The organism is Hyalangium versicolor (assembly GCF_020103695.1).
Lineage (GTDB): Bacteria > Myxococcota > Myxococcia > Myxococcales > Myxococcaceae > Hyalangium > Hyalangium versicolor.
Window position 1 is genome coordinate 30,875 of sequence record NZ_JAHXBF010000048.1, and the last position, 16,747, is coordinate 47,621.

At 66.0% G+C, this 16,747-nt stretch carries 15 protein-coding genes; 7 read left to right on the forward strand and 8 right to left on the reverse strand.

Features of this window, described 5'->3' with window-relative positions:
• Window positions 1-65: 65 nt before the first annotated feature.
• Window positions 66-2,063 carry a protein kinase domain-containing protein gene (locus KY501_RS50310; protein ID WP_224372702.1) on the reverse strand — a complete coding sequence of 666 codons (1,998 nt, stop codon included), beginning with the start codon at window positions 2,061-2,063 and terminating at the stop codon, window positions 66-68.
• A 179-nt stretch (window positions 2,064-2,242) separates the two neighbouring features.
• Between KY501_RS50310 and KY501_RS50315 the strand changes: the two genes are divergently transcribed.
• Window positions 2,243-3,307 (forward strand): MBL fold metallo-hydrolase, encoded by a 1,065-nt coding sequence (locus tag KY501_RS50315; protein ID WP_224372703.1) that lies wholly within the window; start codon window positions 2,243-2,245, stop codon window positions 3,305-3,307.
• Between the two features lie 3 nt (window positions 3,308-3,310).
• On the opposite strand, the gene KY501_RS50320 is transcribed toward KY501_RS50315, so the two are convergent.
• The 6 genes from KY501_RS50320 to KY501_RS50345 form a co-directional block, all read right to left on the reverse strand.
• Window positions 3,311-5,491 (reverse strand): D-alanine--D-alanine ligase family protein, encoded by a 2,181-nt coding sequence (locus KY501_RS50320; RefSeq protein WP_224372704.1) that lies wholly within the window; start codon window positions 5,489-5,491, stop codon window positions 3,311-3,313.
• Window positions 5,476-6,093, reverse strand: a complete 618-nt coding sequence (locus KY501_RS50325; RefSeq protein WP_224372705.1) for an RDD family protein — start codon at window positions 6,091-6,093, stop codon at window positions 5,476-5,478. The genes KY501_RS50320 and KY501_RS50325 overlap by 16 nt, the downstream gene beginning before the upstream one ends.
• A gap of 23 nt (window positions 6,094-6,116) precedes the next feature.
• The gene (sglS, locus tag KY501_RS50330) at window positions 6,117-6,629 is read right to left on the reverse strand and encodes a type IV pili motility protein SglS (RefSeq protein WP_224372706.1); all 513 of its coding nucleotides are present in this window, start codon (window positions 6,627-6,629) and stop codon (window positions 6,117-6,119) included.
• 131 nt (window positions 6,630-6,760) lie between these two features.
• A complete protein-coding gene (locus tag KY501_RS50335; protein ID WP_224372707.1) occupies window positions 6,761-8,704 on the reverse strand; it encodes an ATP-binding protein in 1,944 nt (647 codons plus the stop codon).
• Between the two features lie 66 nt (window positions 8,705-8,770).
• Window positions 8,771-9,739 (reverse strand): porphobilinogen synthase, encoded by a 969-nt coding sequence (gene hemB / locus KY501_RS50340; RefSeq protein WP_224372708.1) that lies wholly within the window; start codon window positions 9,737-9,739, stop codon window positions 8,771-8,773.
• Between the two features lie 97 nt (window positions 9,740-9,836).
• Window positions 9,837-10,028 (reverse strand): hypothetical protein, encoded by a 192-nt coding sequence (locus KY501_RS50345; RefSeq protein ID WP_224372709.1) that lies wholly within the window; start codon window positions 10,026-10,028, stop codon window positions 9,837-9,839.
• 231 nt (window positions 10,029-10,259) lie between these two features.
• Here KY501_RS50345 and KY501_RS50350 point away from each other — a divergent pair, with 231 nt between their 5' ends.
• The 6 genes from KY501_RS50350 to KY501_RS50375 all read left to right on the forward strand — a co-directional run bounded on the left by KY501_RS50350 (window position 10,260) and on the right by KY501_RS50375 (window position 16,084).
• Window positions 10,260-11,171 carry an ABC transporter ATP-binding protein gene (locus KY501_RS50350; RefSeq protein ID WP_224372710.1) on the forward strand — a complete coding sequence of 304 codons (912 nt, stop codon included), beginning with the start codon at window positions 10,260-10,262 and terminating at the stop codon, window positions 11,169-11,171.
• On the forward strand, window positions 11,168-12,004 hold the full coding sequence (locus KY501_RS50355) for a hypothetical protein (RefSeq protein ID WP_224372712.1): 837 nt from the start codon (window positions 11,168-11,170) through the stop codon (window positions 12,002-12,004). Before KY501_RS50350 ends, KY501_RS50355 begins: the two co-directional genes overlap by 4 nt.
• Complete coding sequence (locus KY501_RS50360) at window positions 12,004-13,140, forward strand: hypothetical protein (protein ID WP_224372714.1); 1,137 nt, start codon at window positions 12,004-12,006, stop codon at window positions 13,138-13,140. Before KY501_RS50355 ends, KY501_RS50360 begins: the two co-directional genes overlap by 1 nt.
• Entirely contained in the window at window positions 13,137-13,766 is a 630-nt protein-coding gene (locus KY501_RS50365; protein WP_224372716.1) for a 5' nucleotidase, NT5C type, read from the forward strand. The genes KY501_RS50360 and KY501_RS50365 overlap by 4 nt, the downstream gene beginning before the upstream one ends.
• Window positions 13,767-13,773: 7 nt before the next feature.
• On the forward strand, window positions 13,774-14,268 hold the full coding sequence (locus KY501_RS50370; RefSeq protein WP_224372718.1) for a YkgJ family cysteine cluster protein: 495 nt from the start codon (window positions 13,774-13,776) through the stop codon (window positions 14,266-14,268).
• Window positions 14,269-15,235: 967 nt separating this feature from the next.
• Window positions 15,236-16,084 (forward strand): hypothetical protein, encoded by an 849-nt coding sequence (locus KY501_RS50375; protein WP_224372719.1) that lies wholly within the window; start codon window positions 15,236-15,238, stop codon window positions 16,082-16,084.
• Between the two features lie 126 nt (window positions 16,085-16,210).
• Here the strand turns inward: KY501_RS50375 and KY501_RS50380 are convergent, their stop codons facing one another.
• Window positions 16,211-16,708 carry a hypothetical protein gene (locus KY501_RS50380; RefSeq protein ID WP_224372721.1) on the reverse strand — a complete coding sequence of 166 codons (498 nt, stop codon included), beginning with the start codon at window positions 16,706-16,708 and terminating at the stop codon, window positions 16,211-16,213.
• Window positions 16,709-16,747 lie beyond the last annotated feature (39 nt).

A 16,747-nucleotide genomic window follows, 5' to 3' on the forward strand; every position in this document is an offset into this window, starting at 1 on the left:
GCGTTGGTCGGATCCGATGGTGGATCCGCTCACACAAGATCCGCGAAATTCACGGACTCTCGGACCTAGCGCCCGCTCCCGGCGGCACGCGCGCCCCTGTACGGAGGTGTCGCTCCGTCCTGGGTCTGTGTCACGTCCGAGCCACTCGTGGGGGAAAACGCCGTGCCCCGCCGTCCCAGGACGTCATGCACGGGAGAGGGCACGTTCGAGCCGGGCAGGATGCGCGCTCCGGCGTTGAGGCACTCGAACTCCAGCGAGACGCGCTGCCGCAGGCGATCGGTGACGAGGATCTCACCAGGGCTGGCCACACTCGCCAGCCGCGCGGAGTTGTCCACCGCCTCGCCGAGCATCGTGTAGTCCAGGCGGCCCAGCTCCGGGCTGCCAAGCCCGCCCAGGACCACGTCTCCCGAGTCCAGCCCGATGCAGAGGCCATGGAGGGCCGGAGACGCCCCGCCTCGGGAGGCCGCCAGGCTGCGCAGTTGCTCGCGAGCGGCCAGACACGCCTCCATCGCCTGTCGCAGGTGATCCGTGGAGCGGAACACCACCCGCACGGCGTCTCCCAGGAAGCGATCCACCGCTCCGTTGCGAGAGGTCAACTCGGGGAGGAAGACCTGGAAGTGCTCGTTGAGCCGCTGGATGACGGCCTCGGGAGGGATCTGGCGGACCACCGGCGTGAAGTCCTGGAGGCGGACGAAGACGACGGTGGCCTCTGTCTTCTCGCCGGCCAGCGAATCCGGGCCCTGCGTCAGCGGGCGCAGGCGCTCCAGCACGGTGCTCTGCACGAACATGCGCAGCAGCGCGTTCTCCTCGATGGAGCGCATCATCTGACGCGCCTCGGCCACGTGCTTGAGCGTCTTGCTGAGCGTGGCCTCCAGATCCTGGAAGTCGAGCGGCTTGGTGAGGAAGTCGTAGGCCCCGCGATTCATCGCGGTGCGGATGTTCGTCATGTCGCTGTAGGCGGAGACGATGATCACCTTGACCAGGGGGTTCACCTCGCCCACCCGGCTCAGGAACTCGAGCCCGTCCATGCGCGGCATGTTGATGTCGGTGAGGATGACGTCCAGGTCGGGGTTCTGGCGCACCTTCTCCAGCGCATCCTCTCCGTCCGAGGCGAAGGACAGCTCGTAGACGGAATCGCGGATCTGCCGGCGGAAGGCCTGGCGCAGGAGCATCTCCACATCCGGCTCGTCATCCACGACGAGGATCTTCGCCGCCTGGCGCCGGCCGGCCGTGACGATGGAGGCGAAGACGGCGGCCATCTCCTGGGCGGACTGGAAGCGCTGGGCGGGATCCGGGTGCAGGGCCCGCGAGAAGAAGCGATCCACCTCCGGGCCCAGATCGGGCACCAGGGAGGAGGCCAGCGTGTCCGGCGGGAAGAAGGTGCCGTTGAGCAGCGGGCCGACGGAGTCCAGGGTGAAGGGGAACTTGCCGGTGAGGGCCCGGAAGATGACCACCGCGATGGACCAGAGATCGCTGCGGTGATCGAGCTCGTGATCCCCGCGGATCTGCTCGGGGCTCATGTAGCGCAGCGTCCCCACCATGCCGTCCATGGACTCGGGGGTGATGTCCGGGGAGCGCGACTTGAGCCGCACCAGCCCGAAGTCGAGGATCTTCAGCACCTCCTGGCCGTCGATGCGGGCGATGAAGAGGTTGGCCGGCTTGAGATCGCGGTGGACGATGTTGGCCGTGTGCGCGGCGGCCAGGGCGCGGGCCACCTGGGTGAGCAGCTGGGACACGTGGGCGGGCGGCAGCCGCTCGCGGCGCTTGAGGCGGGACTCGAGGTCCTCTCCCTCGAGCAGCTCCATGACGATGTAGGGCTCGTCTCCATCCAGGCCGAAGTCGTGGATCTGCACGACGTTCGGGTGGTGGAACTGGGCAATGGCCTTGGCCTCCTTCTCGAACTGGCGCCGCGCCGCATCGGAGGAGAGACGATGGGACGTGGTGAGCTTGATGGCCACCGCCCGACCGAGCTGCGGATCGCGCGCCGCCCAGATGGCGCCCATGCCACCGCCGGCGATCTTGCGCTCCAGGACGTACCTGCCACCAACCTGGCGTCCGGACATGGACTGCTCACCCATGCATGAGCCGGAGGATGCACCCCGGCAGTGAGATGGAATGGCTGCTCGCTTTCCTGCTGGGCAGGTTCATATCATCGCAGCCACTTCCTCGCTGCTGCCCCCCCTTGGGGTAGGACCCAGGGTGTTGACGCAGCGCATCCAAACGCCCCGGAGATTGCCCTTCCATGCCCAAGTCCCGCCTGCGCCGCGCCCTGCTGACGGTCCTGGGAGCGTTCCTGCTGCTGGGGACCACGGTCGCCGGTGTGGGCTGTCATGCGTTCTCCGCGCCTACCTACCGAGGTCCGAAGTCGGATCACTTCGACGGGGAGCAGTTCCACAACCAGGAGCCGCGGAAGGCGCGGATGACGTTCTTCCAGTGGCAGATGAACCGGGAGCGAGGCCCGTGGACGGAGTGGACGGACTCGCCTCCGGGGCCTCCCCCACCCCGGCACGTGGCCCGAGGTGCCGTGCGCGTCACGTTCATCAACCACGCCACCACGCTGTTGCAGGTGGACGGGGTGAACGTGCTGACGGATCCCATCTGGTCGGACCGGTGCAGCCCGGTGTCCTTCGCGGGCCCCAAGCGCGTGCGTCCGCCGGGGATCCGCTTCGAGGATCTGCCGCCCATCGACGCGGTGATCCTCAGCCACAACCACTACGATCACATGGATGTGCCGACGCTGAAGCGGTTGCAGGACGCGTTCCCGAACGTGCGCGTCTTCGCGGGGCTGGGGAACAAGGCCTTCCTGGAGTCCAAGGGCCTGTCGCGGGTGACGGAGCTGGACTGGTGGCAGGAGGTGCAGCTCGCGCCCGAGGTGAAGCTGGTGAGCACGCCGTCCCAGCACTTCTCGAACCGGGGGCTGTCGGATCGGGACGGGACGCTGTGGACGAGCTACGTGCTGCAGGGTCCGTCCGGGGTGACGTTCTTCGCGGGAGACACGGGCTACGGCAAGCAGTTCCGCCAGGTGCGCGAGCACTTCGGCCCGGTGAGGCTCGCGGTGTTGCCCATTGGAGCCTACAAGCCCGAGGCCTTCATGGAGGTGATCCACGTCTCGCCCAAGGAGGCGGTGCAGGCCAGCGTGGATCTCGAGGCGAAGGTGAGCGTGCCCATGCACTACGGCACCTTCAACCTGGGGGATGACGGGCAGGAGGAGCCCGTCACCGAGCTGAAGAAGGCCCTGGAGACCCGGACCGACGCGAAGCCGGAGTTCTGGGTGCTCGGCTTCGGCGAGGGCCGGGACGTGCCCTGAGGCTCAGGCCTTGATGTCCAGGCGCGGCGGCGGCTCCGTGCCGGCGTGGGTGCCGTTGCCGTTGGTACCGGCGGGCTTGTCCTCGTTCGTGGGCTTCTCCCCCGGCGGCTTCTCCAGCATCGCCTTGGAGTACGCGTGCTCGTCCGCGGCGCGGCGGGCCTCGCGCTCCTTGTAGCGGCGAATGGCCGGGGCCATGATCTCGCCGATGAGCGTGCGGTAGTCCATGCCCGCGCCCTGGGCGATGAGCACCAGATCGCTCCAGCCCGGCGTGAGGCCCGGCAGCGGGTTGCACTCGATGAAGTAGATGCGCCCCCTGTCATCCATGCGGAAGTCGATGCGCGCCACGTCCCGGCAACCCAGCGCCATGAACGAGCCTCGCGCCGCCGCGCGCAGCTTCTCCAGGAGCGCCGGCTCGATCTTCGCTGGCGCGTCGTACCGGATGCGATCGTTCCAGTCGAGCTTGTGCTGGAAGCTGTAGATGGGGTTCTTGTCCTCCTTGTCGAGGAAGACGATCTCCATGGGCGGCAGCACGCGCGGGCGGCGCTCGCCGAGCAGACCCACGGTGAACTCGCGCCCGCCGATGTACTCCTCGATCAGCGCCGGCTGCTGGTACTTGCCGACGATCTCCTTCACCACCTCGCGCAGCTCCGCCTCGCTGTGGCAGACGCTCTTGCTCAACACGCCCTTGGAGGAGCCCTCGGCCACCGGCTTCACCATCAGCGGGAAGTTGGTGAAGTCCTTGTTGAGGCGCTCCTTGCCCGTGATCATGAGCTGGAACGTCGGCGTGTGGATGCCGGCCTGACGGACGATCTTCTTCGCCAGGGCCTTGTCCAGCGCGAGCGACAGCGTCGCCGGATCGCTGCCCGTGTACGGGATGTCCAGCAGCTCCAGCATGGCCGGAACCTGGCTCTCGCGGTTACGGCCCTTGAAGCCCTCGGCGATGTTGAACACCAGGTCCACTGGCGTGCTGGCCAGCACGTTGGGCAGTTCCTGGTTCGCCTCGAGATCGATCACCTCGTGGCCCCAGGAGGCGATGGCCTCGCGGATGGCCTGGAGCGTGGCCGGCGAGTCGTACTCGGCCTCGCTGTCCTCCGAGGCATCCACCGTGGGCTTCACGCGCTTGACGTTGTAGGTGAAGCCCACGCGCAGCGGGCCCGTCTTGCGCGTCGGCTTGCCCTGGCGCCGCGCCGAGTCCTTGATCTTGTACCGCTTGGCCGCGCTCTGGATGATGCTGCCGATCACCCCGTCCAGGTGCAGGCCGTCCAACGCGGCGGAGGCATAGATGCCGGCGCCCGGCTCGAGGCTGGGCAGCGCGTTGATCTCCAGGAAGTACGGCACGCCCGCGTCGCTGAGGCGGAAGTCGATCCGGCCCAGATCCCGGCAGTCCAGCACCCGGAAGATCGTCTGCGCCATCTCCCGCACGTCCTCCGCCGTCTTCGGCGCGATGTTCGCGGGGGCACGCACGCTGACGGCCTTGTAGTTCTTCACCTTCAGGTCGTAGTCGTAGATGGGGTACTTCCGGCCCGCGGTGACGGCCGGATCGATGACGTATTCCACGGGCGTGAGCACGCCGTCGTAATCGTTGTCCACGGCGGCCAGGAACGGCACCGTGAGATCGCGCCCACCGATGTACTCCTCCACGAGCACGCCGGCCGGGTACTTGGCCAGAGCCTGGGCCACCTTGGTGCGCACCTCGTCCAGCGTCTCCGCGATGGAGTCCTGGGTGATGCCCTTGGAGGAGCCCTCGAAGTTCGGCTTGACGATGACGGGGAAGCGCAGGTTCTCCGCCGTCAGCTCACTGAGCTTCTCCACATACTGCCAGCCCGGAGTGCGGATGCCGTGCTTGGCGAGGATCAGCTTGGTGAGCTGCTTGTCCAGGGTGACGGCCAGCGCGTACGCATCGCTGCCGGTGTACGGGAAGCCCAACTCGTCGAAGAGGGCCGGATAGAAGGCCTCGCGGAAGCGGCCGCGGCGTCCCTCGGCGGTGTTGAAGATGATATCCGGGCTGTAGGCCTCCAGGCGGGCCACGGTGCGCGATGCCGGGCCACTCACCTCGAAGCGCTCCAGCCGGTGGCCGAGCCGCTCGATGGCGCCAGCCAGGGCATTGACCGTCTCCTGGGTGTCGAACTCCGCCTCCTCTTCCGAGTCGGAGAGCCTGAGGTTGTACGTCAACGCGATACGCACGACTTCCCCCTTCTCGCTTTCATCAGCGAGCGGTCGCGGCGCTCCTTGGCCGCGGACATCAATCGCCCCGGGGCGCGCTCATGCGCCACCGGGGTGCGGGCGGCAACCGTCGCGCCCGCCACAACCTTCCCGTCCACCACCTGCGTCTGGGCCCACATATCCCCGAGCCTCCAGCCGAGCGGATCCTTCAGGACCCGCCACCCCTCCAGCCCTCCGATGACGAGCAGCCCCGCGGCGCCGGCCACCAGGCCCAGGCCCTCGGGCATCATTCCCAGCAGGACGATCAGCGCCAGGGGCGCGTTGCGCAGGGCGCTGTCCCGGTGGCGCGCCGCCGAGCGCGTGGGCAGGTGCATGACCTTCACGCCGAAGATGCGCTTGCCCACGCTCTGCCCCAGGAGCATGCCGTCAGCCAGGAGCAGGAAGAGCAGCGCCACCACGGAGCCAGCGGCTCCACAGACGACCCACAGGCCCCAGGCCACGGCCACGTCCACCAGCCGCGCGCCCAGGCGCAGCAGCAGCGAGGCCTTGGGGTACGGAGAGCCGGGCATGACATCGCCCTCGTGAACCAGGCGCAGCACGCGCTCGGTCCGAGGGGTCGCCATCCAGGCGCGTTGGGGACCGGAGCTCACTCCTCGGGCTCCAGCGTCAGGCCCTTTTCGAGGGCCTCGGGCTCGTCCATGCCGGCCAGTTGGGCCAGCCGCTCGTAGGCGCTGATGGGAGGCCGCTGACCGGGGCCGGTCCGCTTCTCGTGGGCGTGGGCGTGGTCCGCCATCAACTCCGCCGTGGGCGAGCCCGTCTCGGACAGCCGCATCAGCCGGCCGCGGGCCTCCTCGAGATCATGCTCCGCGGCCGTACCCTCGCGGGTGAAGAAGACGAAGGCCATGGCCGGGCGCTTGGAGGCCTCGCGCATGGCGAACTGCACTCCGTCCAGGTTCCAACCCTTGGGAACCCACTCGTTGAGGGTGCGCTCGAGCGAGCCCTCATCCACGGTGGAGAGCTCGACGACCTTGTACTGGAGAGGGCCGGGCGCTCGGATGACCGGGGGGTGTCCCGATCCCGGGCGCTTTCCGGCTCGACGGACGCGTTCAGGCGGGGGTTTTGCCGCCTTGCGTTTGGGGCGCTTCTTCTTCGTGGGCATTGCTGTATCGCGCACTCTGCGCGCAGTCCGGGGTGTGGATCAAGCGGCCCGAAACACTTCGCGCCTGGGCCTGTCGGCTACAGGAGCCTACCCGGACCGCATGCAACCTTCGGGCACAAGGGGCCGCCCTGTTACTTCTCTTTCTTCGTAGCTTTCTTCTGACTTGCGAAGAGTCGGTCGAGAACAAGTACCGGCAGCTTGCGCTTCTGCCCCTTGGGATCATCGTATTCCACTTCATACGCGTCGAGCCCCGAGTCTAGCAGGGGCTTAGCACGCTTGCGCAGCGTACCCGAGCGTGGAGCATCCCCAGCCTCCGGCAACTCCCCGGTACTGGACACGCTCCAACAAATGAAGGCGTCAATTGCATCAAAGAAGTGATTCACCGCTCGGTTACCCTGCATCGAGAGCTTGAACTCCACGCGCGCATTGGCCTTAGGCGAATCAAAAAGCTTGGTATCTACCACTTGTGCGATCGCATCGACCCCTAGCCGCGTCTCGTACTCGATGACACGCAGAGGAACACGGTAACGCCCTGTCAGCACCATGTAGAGGAGAAAGACTTCCTGCTCGTTTGTTGGCTTGGGAAGGCGGAGAGATGCCTCTTCATCGAGGAGCTCCAGCACCTTGACCTGCGCTGGATCGACGTCGCTCCCGCTCTTCTTGAACCACTGCGTGACGGCATCCACCCGGTCATTCATGGCTTCGATCTCCTTCGAACGCCTTCCATGAACGACGGCAGCCTGAAGGTTCTCGATCCACTCCCGGAACGCGTCCTCCTTGAGCGCCTCGGCGATCCGGTCAGCAACAAGCGAGACAATCTTTTCCTCGTGCTCGCGAACGTTCGCCATACCGTTGCGGTTTGCCGTGAGCACAAGCGCTTGATGATTCACGAACACCTGCCAGAAACGCGTGCGACTCAAGTCAAAACGCAACCGTTTCTTAACCTTCTCTGTCGCCCGAGTCAGTGCGGTCTGAAGAAGATCATTGCGCTGAACGATAGGTACGAAATCTTTGCACAGCCAGAGACCAAACCGCTCATCGAAGTCATACTCCCCGCCCACCGGCTGGCGCGATCCCTCCAGATAGGAATTAAGTTGCCGCCGCTGTCCCTCCACGCGAATCACAAGCGCGTACGGAGAGTCATCCATGAAGTGCTCGACAGGCGTAAGGCATAAAGCCGTCAAATCATCCCGAACACGTACTGCGCCTCGCTCCGCCTCGTGGTGGTCCGCGAAGCGGTGCCCAAAAGCTGCCAGACCAGGGCTCTCCTTAGCCCAACGTTCCTTGTCCTCTTTCCACGCCAACATGAAGTCAGCTGCGGGCTTGATAGGTCCAAACCCCAAGGGCCTGTAGGCATCCTCACCATTCACCCGCAGATTAACCGTCAGAGGAATCAGGGGTGATTCATGCTGACGCAAGCGAGGAAGATCCTTCTTGTTGTGAACGGTGTCATGAAACTCGCTCCTAGAGCGAAACACGCCCGAGCGAATGTCGCCAATCACGGTAAACCAATCGCAATAGGTCTCGATCGCTCGACGGGACATAAAGCGTGCAGCCGCATCCGGGAACTGGCAACCTTCCACGAGGACGGCAACACCTTTGTGCGAGAGGAGTCCTACCTGCTCAAGCTCCTTGTAAAGGAGGTGCTGAGCAGGCAGGGGAATCTGCTCTACTTGCGTCGAGTCCGATTCCAAGGGGTTGTCTAGTGTAGTGAGAGTCCAGTCGGCAGCGCCTTGAACTCGAGAGGCGACGCTCAAACGACGGGCTGCGAAATAAAGTTTTGTGCCATGCCCCTTGTAGCCAATAGCGGAGCCGCCTGGCGGTTTTACGGACGTGGAGACCCCCCAGAAAGCTTCAAGCTGAGCCTCGGTCATCCCCTCGCCATCGTTGAGGATCACAACGTCAAGCGGAAGCGTGGGAGGGGCGCCCCGCGTCGTGCGAATCCAAACGGAGGAGGCACCATGGTCACGTGCGTTTGACAGTGCCTCGCGAATGAGCTCAAGCGCGTCCACCTTATTGTTCGCGAGTTCCCGAACAAGGTTGCGCTGGTCGATCTTACGTTTGATGAATGCCATGGGCTGGCCGTAACCTATAGATTGGGTCTTGTAGACACAGCATGCCGCTAGAGAGCAGCGTCTCGGCTACAGGAGTTTGGAGGCCTCCAGGGCGTGGTAGGTGATGATGAGGTCCGCCCCGGCGCGCTTGATGGAGGTGAGGACTTCCATCATCACGCGATCTCCATCAATCCAGTTGTTTTGAGCCGCAGCCTTCACCATGGCGTACTCGCCGGACACGTTGTAGGCGACCAGGGGCAGCTCGAAGCGCTCCTTCACCCGGCGGATGATGTCCAGGTACGAGAGGGCGGGCTTGACCATGAGCATGTCGGCGCCCTCCTCCACGTCTAGGGCCGTCTCCCGGAGCGCCTCGAGGGCATTGCCGGGATCCATCTGGTAGCCGCGGCGGTCGCCGAACTGGGGCGCGCTCTGGGCAGCCTCTCGGAACGGGCCGTAGAAGCCGGAGGCGTACTTGGACGAATAGGAGAGGATGGGCGTGTCCACCAGCCGGGACTCGTCCAGGGCCTTGCGGATGGCGGTGACCCGGCCATCCATCATGTCCGAGGGAGCGATGATGTCCGCGCCGGCCTGGGCGCAGGTGACGGCCATCTGGGCGAGCAGCGGCAGGGTGGCGTCATTGGCCACGTGCCCGCCCTCGAGGACGCCGCAGTGGCCGTGATCGGTGTACTCGCACAGGCACACGTCCGCGATGATCTGCAGCTCTGGGACGGCGTCCTTGATGGAGCGGATGGCGCGCTGGACGATGCCGTCTCGCGCATAGCCCTGGGTGCCGCGGGCGTCCTTGTGGTCCGGAATGCCGAAGAGGATGACGGAGGGCACCCCGAGCGCCTTGGCCTGCTTGGCCTCGGCCACCGCGTGCTCGATGGAGAGGTTGAAGATGCCGGGCATCGAGGAGATGGGACGGCGCACGTCCCGGCCTTCCACGACGAAGAGCGGATAGATGAAGTCAGAGGGAGCCAGCGTCGTCTCCCGGACCATGTCCCGGAGGACAGGGGAGCGGCGCAGGCGGCGAGGACGGTGCGTGGGGAAGGCCATGGCGACGCACTTATAAACCGCCAGTGGCCTCTCCTTCAGCCCTCAAAGTGAACCCGAGCCCCCTACCGGTCCAGCGGACAGGCAGGCGGTGGCACCCTCAGTGCCAGGTGTGGCGCTGGGCGTGCTGGGAGGCCCGGCTGGCGCGCTGCTCGGCCAGCTCTGCCTCGTGGAAGGCTCGTACGTAGCGCCCATGCGCCGCGGGAGTCCCGTCCTTCAACCCCTCCTCGGCCGCTGTCAGCTCACGACGGGCCTGCACCAGTTCCTGCTTGACGATCTCGGTCCACGACATTGCGTTCACTCCTCCTGTGCCCCGCCCCATATGCAGGAGACGGACCAGCAGTCAGCGTGGGGAAAAGCCGCGAAAAGTGGAGCTTCCTCTCCTGGAATGAACCCACGGGCCGCGAAGCAAGGTTCCCAGGTGCGGAAAGGCCGCGACGCAAGCAGGCCACAACGGGCCCGCTCGGCTGACCGTTCTACCGGAGGGCAATCGGCGCCGGGCCTCATCGTCTAGAGTGGCACTGTGTCAGCGATTGAAGTCAGCGGGCTCCGCAAGACCTACCGGCGCGCCTTCCGGCGGACGGGGACAGATGCCCTGCGGGGCGTGGATCTCACCGTGCCCGAGGGAAGTGCCTTCGGCCTCATTGGCCCCAACGGCGCGGGGAAGACGACGTTCATCAAGGCCATCCTCGGAATCGTCCAGCCGACAGGGGGGACGGTGAAGGTGCTGGGGGGCTCTCCGGAGGATCCCCGCATCCGCGCGAGGATTGGCTACCTGCCCGAGCGCCTGCATCTGCCCAACGCGTGGACTGCCGTGGCTTTTCTCCACACCGTGGCGAAGCTCAAGGGGCATCGACCGGATGCGGCGGCGAACCTGGCCCTGCTGGAGCGGGTGGGGATCGCGCCCGCGGCGCGCCGGAAGATCGGGGGGTACTCGAAGGGCATGCGCCAGCGGCTGGGACTGGCGGCGGCGCTGCTCGGGTCCCCTGCCCTGCTGGTGCTGGACGAGCCCACGGACGGAATCGATCCGCTGGGCCGTGTGGAGGTGCGCACCATCCTCCAGGAGGAGGTGCGGCGCGGCACCACACTGTTCCTCAACTCGCACCTGTTGGCAGAAACGGAGCGCGTGTGTGATCGCGTGGCCATTCTCGCGGACGGGCGAGTGCTGCGGGAAGGCCGGCTGGAGGAACTGTCTCGCGGTGGGGCTCGGTGGGCGGTGAGGTTCGCTCCAGGCGCGGACGCGGGAGCGCTGGCGGCGGTGGGTTTCCAGGCGGGAGGCCCGGAGGGGCTCTTCCACGTGGAGGCGGCGGACGCGACGGCGCTGAACGCGGCGCTGGACAAGGCTCGGGCGTCAGGGGCGCTGCTGGTGGAACTCAAGCGGGACGGACAGGATCTGGAGGCAGTGCTGGCCTCCACCATGGGAGCAGCGGCATGAGGCCCGTCTTCGGAATCGCCGGCTACGTGCTGCGCGAGGCGGCGTCGCGGAAGTTCATCCTGGCCTTCCTGATCGGCATCACGCTGATCCTGATCGTGCTGTCGATGAGCCTGAAGCTCGAGGTGCTGGACGGAGCCCTGGCGGCCACGAGGCTGTTCGGCAAGCCGGTGCAGACGAGCATCCGCGCGGTGGACGTGGCGCTCCGGCCGCTGTTCCAGGCGTGCTCGTACGTCGTCTTCTATGGAGGCATCCTCTTCGGGATCGTCGCGTGCTCGGACTTCGCGCCGAGCCTGCTGTCTCCGGGCCGCATCGAGCACCTGCTCGCCCTGCCCCTTCAGCGCTGGCATGTGCTGGCGGGCACGTTCCTGGGCGTGATGACGCTGGCGCTCTGCGGAGCGATCTACGGCGCGGGAGGGCTGCTGCTCATCTTCGGGGTGAAGACGGGCTTCTGGACGGCGGGCCCGCTGTTCGCGGCGGGGTTGGCATGCGGCAGCTTCGCGGCGGTGTACGCGGTGATGCTGACCACGGCCACGCTGGTGCGCAGTGCGGCGCTCTGTGCGGCATCGGGGTTCCTCATCTTCGTGGCGGGCATCATCGCGGGCTACCGCACCTCCATTGCCCGGGTCTTCGAGGAGGGCCCGAGCCGGCAGATCTTCCGAGGGGTGACGATGTTGCTGCCCCGGCTGTCGGCGCTGGCGGACGCGGGGGCGGATCTGGCCACCTCGCAGCCACTGCAGGTGAGCTCGCTGCAGGCGCTCGTGGGAGGCGTGGTGGTGTTTGGACTGGGCGTGCTGGCGGTGGGCTTCTGGATCTTCGACGGAAAGGACTACTGATGAACCGGCGGCGTGGCATGTGGCTCGCACTGGCGGTGGTGCTGCTCGCGGCCGGCGCGTGGCTGATGGTGAGCGGCTCGGGTGAGCAACCGGCTCCCGAGCCGAAGAAGATCGTCTTCCCGAGCCGGATGCAGAGGAGCCAGTGGAAGCGGGCCGACGAGCGGAAGACCCAGGTGGTCCCTGCGGTGCTGGACGCGGGAGTGGTGGCCGGCGAAAAGCCGCGGATGAGGGATCCGGTGCTCGCGGCGCTCCCGCGAGGCGCGGGGCACTCGGCGATGGTCATCGAGGCCAATGCGCTGCGCAACTCACCCATTGGGGAGCTGCTGCTGGACTGCCTGTTGCGTGATGGAGGCCGAAGTATGGAGGACTTCCGCAAGGCCACCGGCGTGGATCCGCTCCAGGATCTGGATCGCCTGGTCATCACGGACGAGGGGATGGTGTTCTCCGGGGACTTCAGCAAGGCGCACTTCCAGGACATGCTCCAGGAGCGCGTGGCCCTGGACTACGGCCCTGGCGCGCGGGTGTACGAGCCCGGCGCTGTCCTGATGACCGGGGGAGACGGAGGCGTGCGACGCGGCCGGAACAGCTCGGCCGTCGGCACCTGGAATAATCAGATGCTGGTGGTGGGCGACTCTCCGGACGCGGTGAAGAAGGTGCTCGATCGGGTGCAGGGCGGCGGCTCGAATGAGCAGCCCGTCATCCCCGAGGATGCCACCTACGGAGAGATGTACGGAGTGGTGTCGGTGGAGATGCTCGCGCGGATGCTGCCGCCGGACCAGGCGGAGCTGGCGCAGCGTCTGAAGGAGGCGGCGAGCACGGTGGAGCTGCACATGGACGCGAGCTCGGACATGGCGATGGTGGCGCACGTCAAGGGCTCGGACGATTCCAAGGTGCAGGATCTGGGCAAGTCGCTGGGGGCGGCGCTGTCGGTGGCTCGCCTCAAGGCGCAGGCGGACGGCAACACGGATATGGCGCAGATGCTGGACTTCGCGAAGGTCCAGCCGGATGGCTCATCATTCAAGATGGAGCTGGCCGTGCCGCTCGATGTGCTCCGGGAGCGGCTCGCATTCTGCCGGGACGAGCGGCAAGCTTCGGAGGCCCGGGAGGCCGCGCCGGGAATGGAGGGGAACCCATGAAGCGCTCGGAGATGGTGGCGCTCGTCGACATGGACGGGACGCTCTGCGACTACGAAGGAGCGATGGCGCGGGATCTGGAGAAGTTGCGCAGCCCGCACGAGCCGCCGCTGAAGATGCGAGAGCAGTACTCGGATCCCTGGCTGCGCGAGCGCGTGGAGCTCATCCGGCGGCAACCCGGCTGGTGGGCGGGGCTGGAGCGGCTGAAGCTGGGGTTCGACGTGCTGGAGGAGCTGCGCGCGCTGGACTTCGAACTCCACGTGCTCACCAAGGGTCCGGTGCAGGCGACGAACTCGTGGAGCGAGAAGCTCCAGTGGTGCCAGCGGCACGTGCCGGACGTGAAGGTGACGGTGACGATGGACAAGGGGCTGGTCTACGGGAAGGTGCTGGTGGACGACTGGCCCGAGTACATCGAGCGCTGGCTCACCTGGCGGCCGAGGGGGCTGGTGATCATCCCGGCGCAGCCGTGGAACGAGGACTTCCGGCATCCGAACGCGCTGCGGTACGACGGGAGGAACATGGATGCTGTGAAGGCGAGCCTCCGAGCCGTGAAGGAGCGGGCCCTCACCCTGCCCCCGGAGCCGGAGCCTCCCGAGCCGGAGGATGAGGAGCCGATACCGGAGGGTTGAGGACTGTATGTCTCTGTCCACGCTGTGCCAGCGCTGCGGGCTGTGCTGCGACGGGAACCTGTTCTCGACGGTCCCGCTGCGCCGCGCCGAGGTGGAGCCGATGGAGCGGCTGGGCCTGGCGGTGATCAAGCGTCCGGATGGGACGTCGCCCGGGTTCAAGCAGCACTGCACGGCGTTGGAAGGCCGGTGCTGCACCGTGTACGCCGAGCGCCCCGAGGCCTGCCGCGGCTACCGCTGCATGCTGCTGACGGCCCTGGCGGAGGGTGAGGTGTCGCTGGAAGGGGCGCTCCGAGTGGTGGACGAGGCGCACGCGCACATCCAGGCCGTGGAAGCCCTGCTGCCTCCGGCCCGAGCGGGTTCACCCCGCGCCGTGCTCCAACGGGCGATGCAGGAGGACCAGCCGGAGAACGGAGGCCCCCTGCCCCCTCGGACTCAGGAGGTCTGGAATCAGGCGGAGAACCACCTCGACCGCCACTTCCGCGGGCGTCACCGTCGAGGCTAAGCCCTCGAGGGTTCGCGGAATTTGTGACGGCCTGGCCCCCTCCATGGGGCACCCGGCTCACCTGTGGTAGAGCCATCACCACGGAGGGCTGGAGATGAAACGATTCGGGGTCGCAGCACTCGCCTTACTGATCCTCTATCTACTCCCAGCTTGTACCGCACCATCAGCAACGAGCCGCCCCAGCGGACAATGGGCGTTGACGAACTCCAGCGGACCTCGATTGGGCGCAATGCCCGATGAATCATCGGATAGCGCACCCGCGTCCAGCATCTCCCCCAGGAGCAAGTTCGACGCCGAAGCGTGGGAACAAGCCCGAGACATTGAGGCTCAGAGAGTGTGGGAGCTCTTGTGGAGCGTGGCAGGCTCGACAGATACGACCGGCTCTGAATGGGAGTTCCACTTCTGGTCACAGCAAGGTGCGATGACGCTCCTGTCGTTCCGCCGCACCGAACAAGGTCAGCAACTGTCTGTCCCCACGAGCCGCGGTGCATTCCTCCCCCGCCTCTCCCGGGATTTGCCTTCCCTGCTGGGTACCCAACCTCGCGAAGTCACCTTGGTTCTCGAGCGCGAAGAGACAGGCTGGAACATCGACCTCGATGCATCCCGGGGCCAGGAGCCTCCTCTCCACGTCAGAACGATCCCCTCCGCGCATGGGGGGAGCGCAAAAGAGGTGCACCAGCAAGTGCTGGAGGTCGCACGTCGCATCGTACGGCTGATGTCGGTCTCCAGAGGGGGCCACGCTTCACTCCTGGCTCAGGTATCGATGGAGGACGCTCGAATCCTGAGTTGGGAGCCCAAAGATCTGAAGTCATCGGGTGCAGGATCTGCGCTGCCCGCGAGCGAGGGCGCGATCCACCTCATCGTCTCTTCCCTGCTTCCATTCACTCGTGGCCTGGGGGAGCGCACAGTGTCCATCTCTCTGCGGGGCGAGCATCGATACGGTGAGTCATTCCCACAATGGAGCGTCGTGGAGGCTCGAGTCCTGGAGCCACTGCCGCCTCCTCCAGAGGTGGCAGACATCTCCCAGGAGTACCGGGCGATTCACGAGCACATCATCCACGAGTTCCAGGAGCAGACGCGCGAATACGCCGTAATGGCGGCAGGTTTCACCCTGGAGCAGATCGCCTACAGCATCGTGGGAGGACTGGCACTCAAGGGGGCATGGGTGATCGTCGGTAAAGGAGCCCCGACCGTCATCTCCTTTCTCTCAAGAGGAGGAAGAGGTGCGGTGCTCTGGTTCAGGAACCTCCTGGTACGAACACCCGCTGCAGATCGAGAACTCCTCGTCCGGTTGTGGATGAAGACAGAGACGCAGGGACTCAAGGCACTCACCGAGGTAGAGAAGCAGGAACTCCGAGCCCTCATGGGCCGCATGGAGAAGGTTCTGGAGACGCCGCTGGACGATACGGCGAAGAACAGACTCTGGGCTTGGGCACGCGAGGAATACTTCAGCGTGTACAATCCCCAACTCGCGAAACTCCTGGGCGAGGAAGGGCTCAGAGCCTACGAGGTACATCACCTCTACCCGATGCGCTATGCCCACCTCTTCCCGAAGCTGGACCTCAATGGCAAAGCCAACCTCGTGGGACTTCACGTGGACGTCCACCGCAGCGTCAACTCTGTCTGGCTCTCTCTGGGCCGAACCGCGCAACGAATGAAGCCAGAGGATGTGACTCGGGTCGTCGAGATCATCAATCACCACTACGCTCGCTGGTTCCACAAGGTGTACAACCCCGCGGATGGCGCTGCTCTTGCCAGCGCTCAGCGAGCGGCACTCGGTGAAGTGGCCAGTCTCAAGGCATTGCTCGCTCCCTGAGAAAAGCCCCGCATGCACTCTGCGACTTCACTTCCCGGGCTGGATCGGCTCATCGCTGTCTGCCAGCAGCATGCTCTTCCTCTAAGAAGTCCCCCTCCCCCGGCATCCCCGCCCAAGGCGGGAGACTCAGTCTTCGGAGAGCCCTTCGATCCCCATCTCGCGGCCGTTTATCAGCGGTTCGGTGCAGCCGAGTTTGGCCCTCTGTCGCTCTACAAACCCGGCTCTGAGTGGCTGGATCTCGTCCCGTGGAACGAGCGGTTGAGAGAGCTGGATGCAGTGCCTTTCCGTTCCTCGCTCATCTTCGGCAGGAAGACCGGTTTCGCCCTCTACTTCGCTACGGTCCCCAGGTTGGCCACACCTCAGGGGATCCAGCCCGTCATCTACATCGAGGCTGTAGACGTACTCACCTGCGTACCCGTGGCGTCCAGCGTCGATTCCTTCTTCGACACCTACTCCCGTTACCTCGAGCTCATGGTAGAGGACCCGGAGTACGCTGCCACTCGCCTTCCAGGAACCGTCTTCCCATGGGGTGTACCTCACCTCGTTGCCCGAGATGAACCGCTGATGGAGCAGGTGCGTGCGGGGCGCTTCGATTTCCTGACCCATGACGGAGACAAGCCTCACCCTTGGCTCCAGGAACTCCGAGCAGAGCGCCCCTGACGC